The organism is Cupriavidus oxalaticus (assembly GCF_004768545.1).
GTDB lineage: Bacteria > Pseudomonadota > Gammaproteobacteria > Burkholderiales > Burkholderiaceae > Cupriavidus > Cupriavidus oxalaticus_A.
Genome location: NZ_CP038639.1, coordinates 189,318 through 205,918, shown reverse-complemented (window position 1 = coordinate 205,918; position 16,601 = coordinate 189,318). Strand labels below are relative to the sequence as shown.

12 protein-coding genes and 3 pseudogenes are annotated in these 16,601 nt (G+C 58.5%); 12 read left to right on the top strand and 3 right to left on the bottom strand.

Translation table 11 applies throughout. The features are described from left to right. Positions 1-1,033 precede the first annotated feature (1,033 nt). Positions 1,034-2,368 carry a replication initiation protein gene (locus E0W60_RS35495; protein ID WP_135707480.1) on the top strand — a complete coding sequence of 445 codons (1,335 nt, stop codon included), beginning with the start codon at positions 1,034-1,036 and terminating at the stop codon, positions 2,366-2,368. Positions 2,369-3,090: 722 nt separating this feature from the next. Here the strand turns inward: E0W60_RS35495 and E0W60_RS35490 are convergent. Further along, the gene (locus E0W60_RS35490) at positions 3,091-3,384 is read right to left on the bottom strand and encodes a hypothetical protein (protein WP_135707479.1); all 294 of its coding nucleotides are present in this window, start codon (positions 3,382-3,384) and stop codon (positions 3,091-3,093) included. 316 nt (positions 3,385-3,700) lie between these two features. Between E0W60_RS35490 and E0W60_RS35485 the strand changes: the two genes are divergently transcribed. The 4 genes and pseudogenes from E0W60_RS35485 to E0W60_RS35470 form a co-directional block, all read left to right on the top strand. Next, positions 3,701-4,417, top strand: coding sequence for an AAA family ATPase (locus E0W60_RS35485; RefSeq protein ID WP_135707478.1), 717 nt, complete (start codon positions 3,701-3,703; stop codon positions 4,415-4,417). Then, positions 4,417-5,496: a ParB/RepB/Spo0J family partition protein gene (locus tag E0W60_RS35480; RefSeq protein ID WP_135707477.1), complete on the top strand. Its 1,080-nt coding sequence runs from the start codon at positions 4,417-4,419 to the stop codon at positions 5,494-5,496. Before E0W60_RS35485 ends, E0W60_RS35480 begins: the two co-directional genes overlap by 1 nt. A 758-nt stretch (positions 5,497-6,254) precedes the next feature. After that, positions 6,255-7,133, top strand: a complete 879-nt coding sequence (locus E0W60_RS35475) for a tyrosine-type recombinase/integrase (protein ID WP_135707476.1) — start codon at positions 6,255-6,257, stop codon at positions 7,131-7,133. 6 nt (positions 7,134-7,139) lie between these two features. Next, positions 7,140-7,994, top strand: a pseudogene (locus tag E0W60_RS35470) (IS91 family transposase); the annotation flags it as partial. A gap of 4 nt (positions 7,995-7,998) precedes the next feature. Here E0W60_RS35470 and E0W60_RS35465 read toward each other — a convergent pair. Further along, positions 7,999-8,088, bottom strand: a pseudogene (locus tag E0W60_RS35465) (transposase); the annotation flags it as partial. A 644-nt stretch (positions 8,089-8,732) separates the two neighbouring features. After that, complete coding sequence (locus E0W60_RS35460) at positions 8,733-10,247, bottom strand: CoA-acylating methylmalonate-semialdehyde dehydrogenase (protein WP_375790520.1); 1,515 nt, start codon at positions 10,245-10,247, stop codon at positions 8,733-8,735. Between the two features lie 187 nt (positions 10,248-10,434). Between E0W60_RS35460 and E0W60_RS35455 the strand changes: the two genes are divergently transcribed. From E0W60_RS35455 to E0W60_RS35425, 7 genes and pseudogenes are all read left to right on the top strand, one after another. Beyond that, the gene (locus E0W60_RS35455) at positions 10,435-11,400 is read left to right on the top strand and encodes a LysR family transcriptional regulator (protein ID WP_135707474.1); all 966 of its coding nucleotides are present in this window, start codon (positions 10,435-10,437) and stop codon (positions 11,398-11,400) included. A 218-nt stretch (positions 11,401-11,618) separates the two neighbouring features. Then, positions 11,619-12,353, top strand: a complete 735-nt coding sequence (locus E0W60_RS35450) for a succinate dehydrogenase/fumarate reductase iron-sulfur subunit (protein ID WP_135707473.1) — start codon at positions 11,619-11,621, stop codon at positions 12,351-12,353. Between the two features lie 2 nt (positions 12,354-12,355). Beyond that, positions 12,356-12,625, top strand: coding sequence for a hypothetical protein (locus E0W60_RS35445; RefSeq protein WP_240746166.1), 270 nt, complete (start codon positions 12,356-12,358; stop codon positions 12,623-12,625). A 111-nt stretch (positions 12,626-12,736) separates the two neighbouring features. After that, positions 12,737-13,384, top strand: a complete 648-nt coding sequence (locus E0W60_RS35440) for a hypothetical protein (RefSeq protein ID WP_135707472.1) — start codon at positions 12,737-12,739, stop codon at positions 13,382-13,384. Further along, complete coding sequence (locus E0W60_RS35435; protein ID WP_346769586.1) at positions 13,362-13,640, top strand: helix-turn-helix domain-containing protein; 279 nt, start codon at positions 13,362-13,364, stop codon at positions 13,638-13,640. The genes E0W60_RS35440 and E0W60_RS35435 overlap by 23 nt, the downstream gene beginning before the upstream one ends. A gap of 56 nt (positions 13,641-13,696) precedes the next feature. Continuing rightward, a protein-coding gene (locus tag E0W60_RS35430; protein WP_135706549.1) for an IS3 family transposase occupies positions 13,697-14,862 on the top strand; the annotation gives its coding sequence in 2 pieces (ribosomal slippage) (positions 13,697-13,961 and positions 13,961-14,862; 1,167 coding nt in all). 31 nt (positions 14,863-14,893) lie between these two features. Continuing rightward, positions 14,894-16,598: pseudogene (locus E0W60_RS35425) on the top strand (integrase); the annotation flags it as partial. Positions 16,599-16,601 lie beyond the last annotated feature (3 nt).

Below are 16,601 nucleotides of genomic sequence, written 5' to 3'. Positions count from 1 at the left end.
TTTGCGGACCAACGCGTTACACCATAGCCATCTTGCGGACCAACTGATGACACCTTTAGCGGCAATTGAGGGCCCTGGGGACTCGAATTGGGCTTTGGAAGTAACTATGCGGACCAACGCGTTACACCATAGCCATCTTGCGGACCAACTGATGACACCTTTAGGGAGCCTGAAGGCTAGGATGGCCTTTTGGATGCAACTATGCGGACCAACGCGTTGCACCATAACTATCTTTGCGGACCAACTGATGTCGCCCACCTGGCCCTTCGTACTTGCGGACCAATGAGCTACACCGTGGCTCTGCGGCACAATTAACTACACCTTGACGTTAGCTGGTTACCCACGACTCAAACCCTTTCCCGTTGTTCCATATCACCTACTGTGGGAACACACGAACGAAGCCGGCGGCGGATGTCATCACATTGGCTGGCGAGTAACACAGGTGGCAGTGTCGATCGGAGTGCGGGTCTGGCAGAACTCCAGCCGTCGTGTCGTGGGGCTCGTCGCTTTGGATCGGTGCTTTATCCCGGCCTCAGCGAAGGTATCAACTGTGGATAAGTACCCTTGGTTTTGACTGCCCGCAAGTTCTTGCGGATAGCTAGCAGCTTGGTTTACGTAAACCAACTAACGTATACGACCCGAGAATTTGCTTGGAAAATCAGGAGGTTACAGCGAGCAAAGTGTTAACGATTGGTGGCAAGGTGATATCAGTTGGTTCAAAGGTGGTTCGCAATGGGCCGCAAAGGTGCAATCGGTTGGCCTCAGAAGGTGGTACCCGTTGGTGTAAAGGTGCAAGTGGTTGGTGCAAGGTGTTAACGGTTGGTGGCCACAGTCTAATCTGCCGGGAAGCCGCACGTGGATTGGGTTTCCAAGGCGACCGCATCGCGTTGATGGTGGTATCCATTGGCCCGACGGTGTCATCGATTGGTGTGAGTCGGCGATGGTGCTGCGCAAAGGTGCAATCGTATACTTGACTCATTACACCTTTACAGCGATATTACCGAGCGTCACTTGTGTGCACGGCGCCCTCTCCATGTCAAACGTCTCGAAGAACATCCAGGAGCAACTCGGCTTCGACATCTTCAACGCTGTGCGCGATGAGCTGGGACCCACTACCGCAATCACCGAATCGACCCGGGAGATCGGTTACCGCAAGACCAATGTTCTGATTGACGTATCACCGATGTCGCTTGTGGCCAGGCGGGCTATCAACGCCTTGTGGCTCACCGTATCAGAGAATCCGGATCTCGAGCATTACGACATCGAACTGAATTACTTCAAATGGCTTTCGAAGTTTGAAACGTCGAATAACGTTGCGCATTTGAAGAAGGCTTTGCGTGAGTGCCAGGCCTCATCCGTTCAAGTATCTGTCGAGGATTCAGGCGGCGATCCGCAATGGGTCTCCGTGCCGCTGCTGGGCTCCGTAGGTATTGCCGGTGGGCGTGTCGTGTTCAAGGTCGATGAGATGATCCGTCGGCAGTTGAAAGATCCCCAGCGCTACACCTATCTCTCGTTGCGCATGTCCGCAGCCTTGAGCCAGTATGCCTACATCCTTTATGAGCGGCTTGGCTCGCTTCGTTTTATGGGCACGACCGGCTGGATTCCAATCGAGGATGTCCGAAAGTGGGTTAATGCCGATGCCGTGAAGTCGCTGACAGAATACAAGCAGTTCAAGCGGCTGGTCCTCGATAAGAACATCGCTCAAATCAATGAGCTGACGGATCTCTTCATCGAATACGAGACGAAAACCGCGCCGGGCTCGCGTCGAGTAGCGGCGATCCGTTTCAAGCTTCGGGATAACGCCGAGGGCAAGCTGGTTCTGGATTTCGCGCAGCCGCACGAGCTGAAGGATCTGTACGAGACCCTTGTGAAGGGCTTCGGGCTAAGCAAAAAGCAGATCAACGAGATCATTAGCAATCGCGAGGTGAACACGGATGAGAGAATCCGCGCCGCGATCGAGCTCGTGAAGTATCGTGTAAAGGTCGGCGGGGTCAAGTCACCAGGTGCCTATCTCATGCGGGCGATTAACGAAGGTTGGGCCTTGAGCGAAATGGAACGGGAGGCAGCAGCGGGGAATGCGCCTGCCCTGTCCGCTGCCGAGCCGAAAGTTCCAACAGCAGAGATTGAGTTCGCGCGAAGTCTTGAGAGGGATATCGAGGAGGGATTGGCCATCTTCGACTCCCTGGGGTCTGATGATCGGTTGAAAGTTCTTGAGGGCCTGTATAAGGAGACGACCTTTCAGATGGCTGCTCGCCGGCAAAAGGTTAAGGCGAAGCCGGATGAGGTTGCCATCTTGGCTCGCAAGGCGTTGAAACTGGAACTTGGTCAATACGCTAAGCGCTGGTCGGACGCACGCCAAGCAGCATAAGGCCATCAAGAAAATATTTTCTCAAAATATTTATCGCGGTACCTTTCACGCTTGAAAGTCATTGGCACGAACCACAATCGGGTCACGACTTTCACGTATGAAAGTGGCGCCGCTGGGGCGCTACCAGCCACTACCTCGCGGGCAGCAGTTCCAGTGGGTGTTCCCGCCTTCGCCGTCTCCATGCCGCGTCACGGCCCTGGATGCTTTCAAGCATGAAACCATCGCGAGGCTACTCCGGCATGCTCCCAATACTTTCACGCTTGAAAGTCCGCCTTGGGTAGGATCTCACGCAGATTTCAATCGTGAAAGCTCGGTGCCTGCATCCTCGTCCTGAACCTGGTTCGGAACGCGAGCCTCAACAGGTTTTGCCTTTGAAGCTTTCACGTTTGAAAGTCGACGCGAAGCGGTTCGTGTCGAGCGGTATTCTGGGACGTGGATTCGGCCGCAGTGTCGAGCTTACCTTCAGGCATAAAACGTCAATGCCGGGCGCAGAGGTGGCTACTTTCAAGTTTGAAAGTAGCCATGCTCTCGGATTGATGGCTCGCTAAGTTTTCAAGCATGAAACCTTCTGATCAGCGGTGGGTCCCGTGCGGGGCCACTTTCAAGCGTGAAAGTCAGTCTCCTCTAGAATTCCAGCGGCAACTCCTTCGGCTTTCAAGCATGAAACCTCGAGGTCACCGGCGGCGGACTTCATTCGGTTGCCTACTTTCAAGCCTGAAAGTTCAGGCCGGTAGCAACCCGGCAACCCTTGTGGTAAACGGTGGACTTCGTGCGGGCACTTTCAGGCGTGAAAGTTCACTCTCCGGTAGAAATCCATCGGCAGCTCCTTCGGCTTTCAAGCATGAAACCTCGCGGTCAGCGGCGGGCTCCATCCGGTTGGGTACTTTCAAGCGTGAAAGTTCAGGCCGGTGGAAATCATTGACGTCGTCGTAGTTGGCTTTGCTGAGGTCCTGGAGGCGGGGGCGTTCACGGAAAAAATGGATCTCGGCCACGGTGATTGCCGCGCTTTCAAACATGAAAGTTGTTCCGTTGAAAGCCGGCATAGCCGGGCAGCTCTCTGCGGGCGGGACAACTTGCGAGCTTTCACGCGTGAAAGTCTGGACTGGCAACGCCTTCAAACAACAACCATAAAAGATTTCCCCACGCTATCGCCAAGCACCAAAAGCGAGACGACTCATCGTTCACATACAATTTTTAGTTGTGGCCCATGTGCAACGCCTAAGGGGAATTTGTTTGCTTTCATGCTTGAAAGCGCCTAATACGATCTGATGTAGCCTACAGTGACGGCTGGGATCGAATTTGCAGATTTGTGAAATATTTTCGGAGAAATATATGACCGCAAAGGTTGTCACCGTCTTCAATCAAAAAGGCGGCTGCGGGAAGACGATGGTCTCGATGCAGCTTGCGGCCAGCTTCGCCTTGCGCGGCCTTCGGGCACTACTTGTCGATATGGACAAGCAAGGCACCAGCACGATCTGGGCAGGGCAGGGCGGCGTCGAGAAGCCGTTCCCGGCAACTGTAATCAGCCTGGCGCCACTTCGGGAAAAGCTGATTGGCGAAATCGCCAAGCACGCGGAGAACTACGACGTTGTCCTGATCGATTGCCCGCCGGCGATCGAATCATCGATTCCGTGGGCAGCACTAAATATCTCGGACTTGGCGTTGATCCCGGTTATCCCGTTGATGGACAACGTCTGGGCTAGCCGTGAGGCGAAGGAACTGGCGCGCCGGGCAAAGGAAGAGAATCCGGAACTTCAGACCTACTGCATTCCGTCGATGTCGCGCCGCGGAAACGTCTTCAAAGCTTGTACCGAAATCCTGCAAGGCGACGAGGAAATCCCGCTACTGGACACGGGTCTGCAACAAAGAAATGCCTACGGGGAGTCGCAGATGTTTGGGCTCAGTGTCCACGGCCTATCGGGATCTTCCGCAGCGACTAAGGAGGTAGAGGAACTGGCAAAGGCTGTACTCACCAAGCTGGGTATCACCACGGCGAAGAAGCCGGTCAAGGCTAAGACCGCAGCGGCCAAGCAGAAGGAGGCAGCATAATGGCTAAGAATCGCCTTGAGCAACTGCGGGAGCAAGCCACCAAAGCCGTCAATGCTGCGCCGCCTGCTGACCGTTTCGCACGGGCGCAAGCATTGGTGGAGCGCCAACCTACGGGCTTCTCAGAAAAGCAGATTGAGCCTGCGCACGACACGCAACCCACTGCCGAGATTCTGCGCGCGGATTTCTCACACGAGAGTGCCGTTGCGCCGCGGGAAGAGGGCCGGAAGAAGGACATATCGAGGGCAATTCCCCGCGCTTCCAATGAGCCGTATTACGAAGAAGCGGACATTGGAACCATTGACGAGAATCCGTTCAACGCTCGACGACTCTATCGCCCGGAGCGCGTCCATGAGCTCGCAGAGAGTATGCGTGCAGACGGTCAGCTCGTTCCTGGGATCGCGACGATCCGCAACGGCCGTCGAGTACTGGCTGGCGGTCACTATCGCTTCAAAGCGCTAAAAGTTGCGGGGATCCAGCGCATGAAGCTGCTGGTGCATCCGGAACTCACCGATCAGCAGCTGTATCAGCTTTCCTACAAGGAAAATGCCGAGCGCGAAGCGCAGTCTCCGTTGGACAATGCTCTCGCATGGCGCGCCCTGATTGACCAAGGTATCTACCCGAACGAATCCGCCATCGCGGAGGTCACCGGCATGTCCTTGCCCAATATCAACAAGACGCTGGCCATCCTGAAGCTCTCCGACAGCGTGCTTGACACCGTCAAGGAGGCACCGGAGCCTTTTGCGCTTTCCACGCTGTACCAATTGACTTTGCTTGAGCGCGTTGCCGGCCCGGCGGTGGCGGGAGTCATGGCGATCAAGGTGCGCGACGAGGTCGCAGTATGCCGCGACGTGGAAGAGGCGAGGGCCCGATACGAAAGCAAAACGGCTCGTAAGCAGAAGGAGACCTCTCGACAGCACCGTCTCCTGGGCGCAGACGGCTCGCCGCTTGGCGTTCTGAAGGACTGGGACTCCGGAAAGGTCTCGTTTGAGATTACCCTAAAGGATCCCGCTCAACGCCAGGCGCTTGTAGAGGAGCTCAAGGCCAAATTTGCACCGCAGTCGGCAACGGACGTAACCTGATGATCGTTGAGCGCCGCCCCGTTTGATGCAACTAACCGCCTGGATCCCGCACCGACTGGCCCTTGCGACTTTCATTTGGGGTTCTGTCCTCGGAGGAGTCGTGGGCGGAAAAGCAGCAAGGAATACGAGCGCGGGCCCAGATGGAGGGGAGCGGTACAGCCCATGCGCGAACCTCCACCGTCGAGGTCGCTCGATGTCTTGCGGGCCAACGCCTTACACCATAGCCCCTGTGGAGAACCCGTTGACTGTATTTGCGGACCAAAGAATTACACTATTCCGAAGGTTCCGTGCTGTTGCTGTGGCAGGCGGATCTTAGCGCGGCAGGAGCGGGAAAGTCACCCATCCACTGTATGACTCTAAGCCGTTGATTTGTAACGCATTAGGCTATCTCCTGTCATTTACCGGCGCAAAATGCGTAGTAAAACGCAATGCCGATAATTTTGGAGCGCTTCATCCCTCATATCTCCAGGGCTTCGCCGGCGTTTCTAGGAGGGGAAGGTGCTGGCAGCGAACACGTACGAGGGCCGCGCGCGGCGCGCGGCCCTCGGTGTGAAGCCGGCAAAACCCGGCAAAACCCGGCAAAACCCGGCAAAACCCACAAAAATTCAAGCCTGAGAATACGCGTTGAACTAAACCGCTGACGCGGTAGTAGGTGGTCGGCCGGCGACACGGGCTTTGGCTTGGCTCGTCGGGCAACTCTTCTCCAATGCGACGATGGCAGTGCAGTTCTGCCTCGTCCATCTCGAGAGGAGTTCACCATGACAGCATTACGTCGACGCATGATCGAGGATATGCGCGTGCGCAACCTCGCAGCCAATACTCAGCGGGCTTATCTCCAATATGTTCGTGCCTACGCCGAGCACTTCGGGCGCTCGCCCGCGCTGCTGGGGCCCGAGGAGATCCGTGCCTGGCAGTTGCATCTGATTGAAGCCCACCGCTCGCGCAGCACGCTTGTTGTGGCCACCGCCGCACTGCGCTTTCTTTACAACGTCACGCTCAAACGCCACTTGGCAATCGAAGAGATTGTGATGTCAAAGCAACCGCACAAGCTCCCGGTCATTCTCAGTCCGGATGAAGTGACGCGCTTCCTTGATGCCATTCGTAGCGTCAAGTACCGCGCGATCCTGATGACGGCCTATGCCGCCGGCTTGCGGATCTCGGAAGCGACCCGCCTGAAGGTCAGCGACATCGACAGTCAGCGCATGGTGCTGCGCGTCGAGCAGGGCAAGGGGCATTCCGACCGCTACGTTATGCTTTCGCCGCGACTGCTAGATATCCTGCGCAGCTACTGGCGCCTTGGCCGACCGCAGCACTGGCTGTTCCCCGGCCGCTTCCCGGATCGGCCCATCGACCCCAGTACCCTCAGACGCGCTTGCCATGACGCCCGCTGTCGCGCCGGCATCAGCAAGCCCATCACCCCGCACGCAATGCGGCATGCATTTGCGACGCACCTGCTGGAATCCGGCACCGATGTGCGCACCATTCAATTACTACTCGGTCACCGGAGTCTTACCACCACTTCGCGCTACCTCAAGATCGCGACTAGCACCGTCTGCGCGACGACCAGTCCATTCGACCGCCTCCCCCAGCACCCCATCACGCCCCTCGACTCCGAGCAGCAGCCCGCGCACCGTTGACCGGCGATCATGGCTGCACAGTTGGAACTGGCGGACGTCTTGCGCCGCCACGGCTTGACCTACAGAGCACTGCACGCTGACGCACTCAGTCGCGAGCAGCGGCGCGTCATGCGCGCCATTGAGCAATGCCGTACGGCTGCACTGGGCGGACACGTCGAGCAGTGCGACGCCTGTGGATACCAACGCATTGCCTACAATTCGTGCCGCAACCGGCATTGTCCCAAGTGCCAGTCACTCGCCCGCGCGCAATGGCTCGATGACCGCCAAGCCGACCTATTGCCCGTGCCGTACTTTCACGTCGTTTTTACTGTGCCCGAGGAGGTGGCAGCAATCGCCTTCCAGAACAAGCGGGTAGTCTATGACATCCTGTTCCAAGCCACCGCCGGCACGTTGCAAACAATCGCTGCCGACCCAAGACATCTCGGCGCGACCATCGGCTTCATCGCGATCCTGCACACCTGGGGGCAGAATCTGGTGCATCACCCGCACCTGCACTGCGTGGTCCCCGGCGGCGGTCTTTCCCTTGACCGCAAGCGCTGGATTGCTTGCCGGCCCGGGTTTTTCCTGCCCGTGCGAGTGCTCTCGCGCCTGTTCCGGCGGCTGTTCCTCGAGCGACTGCAACGCGCTTTCGAAGCCGGCGAACTGCAGTTCTTCTCGTCGCTGGGGCATCTGGCTGAGCCGCGTGAATTTGCCCGCTATCTCTCTGGCCCGCGCCACGCCGAATGGGTCGTCTATGCCAAGGAGCCATTCGGCGGCCCACAGCAAGTCCTCGACTATCTCGGCCGGTACACACATCGCGTCGCGATCTCCAACAGCCGCCTGCTTGACCTGAGCGACGAGCACGTGAGGTTTCGCTGGAAGGTCGATTGCTGAGCAGCCCGTAATGGCGAATCCGCTGTAAGCCGCGAGGCAGCACATGCAACAGGAAGCGCCGGATGAACTCGTGCACAGGCAATTGCATCATGCGCGGCTTGCCCGGACGGCGATAGTCCTAATCCTCTGCGTTATCAGGCTTGATGGAAAAGCGTTCTCCGGCGCACTACTGGCGTCGTACAAACGTACCCCGAAATTTTGCTTTTGCTGGGAGGTTATGTTGGATGGGGAGGTGCCGGCGTCTGTCAGCGCCGCCGGCACCTCAGTCGGCCGTCAACACGCTGGCGCTGGAGACGGCAGCAAAGTCGAAACGCACAGCGGCATTGAAGGCTTTACACGCCCAGATTTCAGCGCCTGGTGCTCGAGCAGCTGGGACAGCCGGCCAAAAGAAGCCCGCTTCAAGCGCGGGCACCATTCCCTTGGGAAGGGAGGAGACGGGGATAGGTATAAACCCCTATGCAAACTCTGCAGACTGTCCGCAAGTAACAGGACCTTTTGGCATGCAGCCACTCGGCAGGTGGGTTGGTAATTTCACGATCACGAAATTATTGATTATGGCGGCGATTGGAAACTACCAACAACCGTTTTGATACAAATGGCTGCCGCCTGTGATGGTGCGTCCATTTTCTAATACGACAGTTTGCGGAAAGTTGGGGCGAGGGCTATGCCGTACTTGCGCTGGGATCGACGCCAGGCCTGTTCGCCCGACGTCGATCCCTTCGCGCATCACTTCGCAGTGGGCATCGCGAACTCAGCTCCTCGAGCCGTATCGTTGGGCCAGCGTTGCATAATGCTCTTCTGGCGCGTGTAGAAGCGCACGCCTTCTTCGCCGTAGGCGTGCATGTCACCGAATAGCGAACGCTTCCAGCCTCCGAAGCCGTGCCATGCCATGGGAACAGGGATGGGTACATTGATGCCGACCATACCGACTTCGATGCGCCGCGAGAATTCGCGCGCGATCTGGCCATCGCGGGTGTAGCATGCCACGCCATTGCCGAATTCGTGCGCGTTGACCAGCTCCACGGCTTGCGCAAAATCATCCACGCGCACGCATGAGAGCACCGGACCGAAGATCTCCTCCTTATAGATCCGCATGTCCGGGGTCACGTTGTCGAACAGCGTTCCGCCGGTAAAAAATCCTCGCTCGTGACCAGGAACCTTGTAGTTGCGGCCGTCGACCAGAAGCGTGGCGCCTTCTTCGACACCGAGGGCGATGTAGTTTTCGATGCGTTCGAGCGCCTGACCTGTCACGACGGGGCCCATCTCGGCGTCCGCCTCCATGCCGTTCTTGATGACCAGTTCGCGCGCGCGGGCTTCCAGCTTCGGCATGATCTTGTCTGCCACGTCGCCGACGAGCACTGCCACGGAGATGGCCATGCAACGCTCGCCGGCCGAGCCGTATGCCGCGCCGATCAGTCCATCTACGGCCTGGTCGATGTCTGCATCGGGCATCACAACCATGTGGTTCTTTGCGCCGCCCAGCGCCTGGACCCGCTTGCCAAGCCTGGCGCCTGTCTCGTAGATGTAGTTCGCGATGGGCGTGGACCCGACGAAGCTCACGGCCTTGACGTCGTTGTGATGGAGCAGGGCGTCCACGACGGTCTTGTCGCCCTGGACGACATTGAAAACGCCATCGGGAAGCCCCGCATCCTTGAGCAGGCGTGCCATGAAGAGCGAGGCCGAAGGATCGCGCTCACTGGGCTTCAGGATGAAGCAGTTGCCTGCCGCGATGGCGATGGGGAACATCCAGCACGGCACCATGCACGGGAAGTTGAACGGCGTGATGCCAGCCACAACGCCCAGCGGCTGGCGCATGGTCCAGTTGTCCATGCCGGTCGAGACCTGGTCCGTGAAGTCGCCCTTGAGCAGTTGAGGGATGCCGCAGGCGAACTCGATGATGTCGATGCCGCGGCTGACTTCCCCGGCCGCATCGCTTAGCACCTTGCCGTGCTCTGCCGTAATGATCGCGGCCAGTTCGTCCTTGTGCCGGTTCATCAGTTCCAGGAACTTGAGCATCACGCGGGCCCGGCGAATTGGCGGGGTGTCGGCCCACTTCGGAAAAGCGGCCAGCGCGGAAGCCACGGCGGCATTCACGTCCTCGCCCGTGCCCAGGCGGACTTGGCGCGCTACGGCCCCGGTGGCGGGGTTGAACACCGCCTGCGATCGCTTGCCGTTGCCTTCGTACGGCTCGCCGGCAACGAAATGAATGACGTCTACGGGGTTGGTGTAGGGCGCAGTCACGGGCATCTCCTGTCAGGACTGGGCGGGATTTGGCATACCCGCCGCGTTTTCGATGTCTGGAGTGTATGGAGGGCCCCTGTCAACGGCTAGTCATCGAACGCCGAACTGACTGTTCAGGAATTTTTGCTACCAGCATGCTATAGATATGAAATATGCCTATCTGAATGTGTTGATCTAGGAGCATTGCATGCGCAAGGACAACGTCGAGGAACTCTGGGAGCACCTGCACTGGCTTGTGGTGCTGCATCAGCAGGGCAGCTTCAGCAAGGCCGCCGCGCGCCTCGGCGTCAGCAAGGCGTCCATGAGCCAGCACATCACTGATCTCGAGAAGGCGGCGGGCATTACGCTGGTCCAGCGGACCACTCGCAGCGCAACGCTGACCGATGCCGGGCGGCAGCTGGTGGATGCCATGCGCGGCGCGTTCGAGCAGATCGCCACAGGTTATGCCAATGTCCGAGACTTGGCCGGGGCGCCAAGAGGGTTCCTGCGCGTAACGGCGCCGGTGGCTTTTTCCAGGCAGCAGTTGGTACCGCGCCTGCCTGATTTCCTGCGCCGGTATCCGCAGATCCAACTCGAACTCGACATGTCGGATCGTTTGCGGCCCTTGGCCCAGGAGGGCTTCGACATTGCGGTCAGGCATACGTCTACGCCGCCGGAAACCCACGTGGCCTGGACGCTCGCGACAACACGCACGGTCCTTGTCGCAAGCCGCGCTTACCTGCGCAGCAGCGGGACACCCGAGACGCCGCAAGCCCTGACAGAGCACGCGTGCCTGCACTATCCCCGGCTGCAGGGAACGCCAACCTGGACATTTGTCCCTGCGGTGGCGGAGTCCAATGCCAGGCATGCTGACCCGGTGACAGTGCCAGTCACAGGTTCCCTGACCGTCAACAACAGCGAAGCCTTGCGCGATGCCGCGATCGAAGGCCTGGGTATCGCGCTGCTGCCGGACTTCAGTGCGCAGTCTGCTCTGGAAACAGGTCGACTCGTGGAGGTTCTGCCACAGTGGCGCTCCACCGGCGCATTCGGAGACTGGCTCTACGCCATTCGACCCTATTCGGCCCACGCCTCGCGGGTCTCGCAGGTCTTTGTGGACTACTTGCGAGAGACCTTTGCGCAAGGATTCTCGTCGACGCCTCCGAACCTTATCTGACAGCCCGCACAACGAGTGCGCCAAGCGCCATTTTTCCGCATTTAGTTCAAAAAATATCAAGTTATATATTATTGATTCAGAAATATCGATTACTTAAACTTGTTTCAACTCAACCGCAGAAGACCACGGCCGAACATCAGATGGAAGGTCATCAGGCGCCGGTCTTCGCGCGCAAACAGGTTGGCGCGTCAGCGCATTGAATGAAACGGGAGAGAGTGATGGAGGCGACAAAGGCCGCGCAACGCATGCTTACGGTACGCATTGCCCGGGGCACCGGCGAAGGCGATTTCAAAACCTATGAAGTGCCGTGGCGCGAGAACCAGACCGTGCTTGACGTGGTGACCGAAGTGCAGCGCCGCATCGATCCGACGTTGTCCTACCGCTACGCATGCCGGGTGGGCGTCTGCGGGTCCTGCGCGATGACCGTGAACGGCAAGCCACGCTGGACATGCCGCACGCACGTCAGCCGCGTGGAAGAGGATGGCGTGATCGTCATCGAGCCGTTGCGCAATATGCCCCGCATCAAGGACCTGGTGGTCGACATGTCGGAGTTCTTCGACAAATGGAAGAAGGCCGGCAACACGTTCGTCGGCACGGCGACGCGCCACGATCCGCCGGCAGCGGTGTCCCCGACAAGCAAGAAACGCAAGATGGCCGACGCCGCCATCGAATGCATCAACTGCGGCGTTTGCTATGCCTCGTGCGACGTCGTGTCATGGGACAAGGAGTATCTCGGACCCGCCGCGCTGAACCGCGCGTGGACCCTGTTCAACGACGAACGTCATGCCGATCCGAAGGACGTGCTGAAGAAGGCGACGTCGGGTAGCAGCTGCAATTCCTGCCATACGCAGGGAAATTGCATGACGCACTGCCCTGTGAGCCTGAGCCCGACGGGCAGCATTGCAGGGCTCAAGAAAAATGCGCTGTTGCAATTCCTGAAGGGAGGTGACTGACCATGGAGCAGCGTCTGTTCGCACTCCAGCGTCTCAGCGCAATGGTCATGGCGCCATTCGTGCTCGTGCATCTGGGCGTGATTCTCTACGCAGTCCGTGGCGGCTTGACTGCTGCCGAGATCCTTTCCCGCACGCAGGGCAGCCTGCTCTGGATTCCGTTCTATTCGCTGTTCGTAATCAGCGTGGCGGTCCATCGTAGAACGGAGCAAGTCTGTCACTCCGGAATCCAGCTGGAACCCGCATCGAATATAGAAATCCGGCCGGTGAATTGACACTATTGCTTGCACTCCCAGCGAAGGAAAATCGTCAATTCGCATTAGTCCGGATTAATTTCGTCAATTGGCGTCCTAGACTTCGAATCCCGCTCGTAAGGCATTGATCTCATGGAAGATTCTCTGCATATAGCGGAGCCGGTTGCGCTCGTCCGCCCGCGCGGTGCGCACCGCTTCGAAGCATTCAGTCCAAAGCTGAAGCGTCGGCTGACTTTCTACCGACGCTGTGCGTTCGATCAATGGGTCTTGATCGAATCCGATCCGGCAATCGGCCACTTTTGTGAGCGCCCCGGGTTCATTCAGTTTCGAGAGAGGCGGCACTTAGCAGACTTCCTGGTCTCGTACTCCGATCGTCAAGAGTTGATCCTCCTGCCGGATCCAGTGATCGATGAAGAAGCGAAGGAGGGCCTCGAGTTGAACGCTGATGCGGTCAATGTTCGGTTGGTCGACGCGGCCGAACACGCCGCTTCACGCGTCTGGATCGAAAACTGGCTGCGTATGCTGCCCAGTATCGTAGCCACGCAAGGGCTCGTGTCGGTGTCATTACTTGACGCCGTCGAGCGCTTTGTCGCCAGTCCAAAGCCGCTTTCAGCCATCGAGCGAGAGTTCTCGAAAGGCGACCCAGTGCTTGTGCGCGCCGCCATCTTCAATCTGCTGCATACCGGTCGCGTGCATGCTGAGGAACTGCGAACCGACGCATTGTCGTGGATGACGAAGTTTGCAGTCAGGGAGTCCGATGATGCCTCGCCGAAAGCCTGAGCTCCAATCCCTCGATTTGAACGCTTGGCCTAGCATAGCCTGGACGGAGCTTGACGCCGAAGTGCGCGAGGTCACAAAGGTCAGAGTACAGGCCATCGAGCGTTACGCGAGCGGCGAAAGTGTCAAGGAAATTGAGAAGGCAACCGGCGTGGACCGTCGACAGCTCTATCGGTGGCTCGAGCGAGGCTTGGCGCTGCATCCTGACGGACGCATCTTTGGATTCCGCGCCTTGCTGAGGTACGTTGAGGTAGCCTGATCGAGGCGGACACGCTTGGTCCTTAGATTAAGATCGTGGATCAGGAGTGTGCACAGATGAGCAAGGCAAGACAGACGTACGGGGAAGAGTTTCAGGCAGAGGCCGTGAGACTGGTGCTGGAACAGGGACTGACGCTGCAGTCGGCCGCGCAGCGTCTGGGGATTCCGAAGGGCACGTTGACGAATTGGGTGTCGAAAGCCAAGGCGCCTGGAACAGCAGCGGCACCAGGGGGCGTGACAGTGGCAGAGTTGGCGGCGGAGAATGCGAGGCTGCGCAAGGAGCTGGCCGAGGCGAGGCTGGAGCGCGATATTGTAAAAAAAGCCGCGGCGTACTTCGCCAGGGAATCACTGCCCGGTACGCGTTCGTGAGTCAATGGCGAGAAGTGTATCCGGTGAAGTTGATGTGCCGGGTATTGGGGGTCTCGCGCAGTGGCTACTACGACTGGACACACAGACCTTACGGGCTCAGTCCGGAACAGGAGCGGCTGCGTCTGGCGATCCGGGCAGCCCACAAGCGCACGCGTCAGACGTACGGTACGCGGCGCCTGCAGCGCGAGCTGGCTGGCGATGGATTCGTGGTCGGCCGTGATCGGCTGGCCAGATTGCGCAACGAGATGGGGATTCGGTGTCGGCAAAAGCGTCGATTCGTAGCGACAACTCGCTCGGCTCATAATCTGCCAGTGGCGCCCAACCTACTGGAGCAGAAATTTGAAGCCGACAGGCCAAATGCCGCGTGGGTGACAGACATCACGTATATCGCGACCGATGAGGGTTGGTTGTACCTGGCAGGAATCAAGGACCTGTACACGTGCGAGATCGTGGGCTACGCGATGGGGCCCAGAATGACACAGGAATTGGTGGGCGAGGCGCTGTTCCGGGCGGTGCGCAGCAAGCGGCCACGGCCCGGCCTGATTCATCATTCAGACCGGGGCAGCCAATACTGTGCTCACGGCTATCGCAGGTTGCTAGCGCAGTTCGGCATGCTGGCTTCGATGTCACGCAAGGGAAACTGCTACGACAATGCGCCCATGGAAAGCTTCTGGGGCAGCCTGAAAGCAGAGTTGGTGTACCACCATCGGTATGCCACCCGGCTGGAAGCCATGGCCTCTGTCCGTGAGTACATTGAGATTTTTTACAATCGCCAACGGCGCCATTCGAAGTTGGGGTACCGAACGCCAGGCGAAGTCGCTGCAAGCTACCTCAGTCGACTAGCTGCAGCATGAACCAGACGTGTCCGCGCTGGACAGAACACCTCACGTGCGGGTCAATGAGTACGTCCGCATAAGTCCCGTCAATGGTCGGCCCAGCGAAGATGGACGGGGTAAAGCCGGCGCGTTCGCGCTCTTCTTAGAAAGCTATCCGGCGCTGGCAGGATGGCTGCTCCTAAAAATAAAGCAGTGCCGCGTGTTGCTCAAACAGGTGCATACCAATGGACGACTTCATACGCGCTTGGTCGGCCTGCATGCTCTGCACGGGGAGTTTCTGTGGCAATGCCGGTCCCTGGGCCTGACGGCAGTGGATTACCCCTTCAATACGGAAGGTGGTGCCATTCGGTCGCTATCCGCGCGCCTCAAAGACGAGTTGTCCCGCAGTTTCCGCACCGCGGCACGGGCGGCTGGCGCCACTCACCTGAAAGGGCTGCCGCACTACGATAAGGCGGAAAGTCGGCCGGCCATGCGCCCCTACCAGGTCGTGGAGTTCGACGGCCACCGACTCGATATCCGGCTGAAGGTGGTCGTACGCGATGCATTGGGCTTTGAACACGAATTCGAGATCGAACGCGTTTGGCTCCTTGCGATCATCGATGTCTGCACGCGTGCGGTGCTGGGCTTTCATCTTGCGATTTGCCGCGAGTATAGTCGCTACGACGTCATCAAGACCATCGAGTCGGCCCTGGAGCCGCATCGACTGCGCGACTTCACGATTCCTGGTTTGGCCTACGGTCCGCACGACGGCTTTCCCTCACAGCGCCTCCCAGAGCTGGCGTATACAACCTGGGAATGGATGAAGCTGGACAACGCGAAGGCTAATGTGTGAGTTCGTTGGCTGTTGCGCAGACGCAGGACCGAAGTACAGTCCCGATGATCGCCCCTACATCGAACGCTTCTTCGGGACTATTGCGAGCAGGCTGTCTTCCAGATTGCCTGGCTACACGGGTTCGCATCCCCGTGATTTGCGGCGCGCGCTGGCCGATCCGAAGGGAAAGCTACGCTTGTATGTGTCGTTTGACGAGTTAGAGGAGCTGGTCGAATACGCTATTGCGAGCTACAACGGCACGCCGCATGCCGGCCTGAACAATGTCACGCCGCTTGAAGCGATGGAGTATTTCATTCGCGGCAAGGAACAGTTGGTGACATGGCTGCCAGAGCATCGTCGCCGTACCCTTTGTCTAATGCAATCGGCCAAGCGTTGCACCGTACGAGCATATCTCCAGCAGGGCGTTCGACCGCACATCAACTTGTATGGTGTGCGCTACACAAGCATCGTCCTTGCGTGCAGCACGGATTTGATCGGCAAGAGCTTGCTTATCTACCTGAATGCCGATGATCTTCGCTGTGTCCGCGCGTTCCAACCAGACGGCGCGGAGTTTGGGGTCTTGGAGGCGCAAGGGGCTTGGGGCGTGATACGGCATAACCTGAAACTACGCCAGCAAATCAATCAGGAGAAGAAAGACAAGAAGCGGTCGCGTGGGCCAGTGGATGCGGATCCCATCGGAGACTACGTCGACGGAAAGATGGCGCAAGCAAAGAAGTCACGGAAGGCGGCATCCGAACTGGCGGAAGCAAAGCGGATTCTGTCATCCGCGCCGACGGCGCGAACTGCGATGGGGCGGGGAGCATCCGCCGCCCAGACCGCAACGAACGCCGAGTCAGAGCAGAAAGCAGACAAGGCTTCCGAGCAGAAAAAAACACCGACGCGACCGAAGAAGCTGTCTATCGGTACCGGCCAAGTCTTTTAACCC

Coding starts and splice junctions, on each gene's coding strand:
- E0W60_RS35440 (WP_135707472.1), top strand. CDS start 12,737: ATGGAAGATTCTCTGCATATAGCGGAGCCGGTTGCGCTCGTCCGCCCG.
- E0W60_RS35480 (WP_135707477.1), top strand. CDS start 4,417: ATGGCTAAGAATCGCCTTGAGCAACTGCGGGAGCAAGCCACCAAAGCC.
- E0W60_RS35490 (WP_135707479.1), bottom strand. CDS start 3,384: ATGTTTGAAAGCGCGGCAATCACCGTGGCCGAGATCCATTTTTTCCGT.
- E0W60_RS35455 (WP_135707474.1), top strand. CDS start 10,435: ATGCGCAAGGACAACGTCGAGGAACTCTGGGAGCACCTGCACTGGCTT.
- E0W60_RS35485 (WP_135707478.1), top strand. CDS start 3,701: ATGACCGCAAAGGTTGTCACCGTCTTCAATCAAAAAGGCGGCTGCGGG.
- E0W60_RS35495 (WP_135707480.1), top strand. CDS start 1,034: ATGTCAAACGTCTCGAAGAACATCCAGGAGCAACTCGGCTTCGACATC.
- E0W60_RS35475 (WP_135707476.1), top strand. CDS start 6,255: ATGACAGCATTACGTCGACGCATGATCGAGGATATGCGCGTGCGCAAC.
- E0W60_RS35435 (WP_346769586.1), top strand. CDS start 13,362: ATGATGCCTCGCCGAAAGCCTGAGCTCCAATCCCTCGATTTGAACGCT.
- E0W60_RS35445 (WP_240746166.1), top strand. CDS start 12,356: ATGGAGCAGCGTCTGTTCGCACTCCAGCGTCTCAGCGCAATGGTCATG.
- E0W60_RS35450 (WP_135707473.1), top strand. CDS start 11,619: ATGGAGGCGACAAAGGCCGCGCAACGCATGCTTACGGTACGCATTGCC.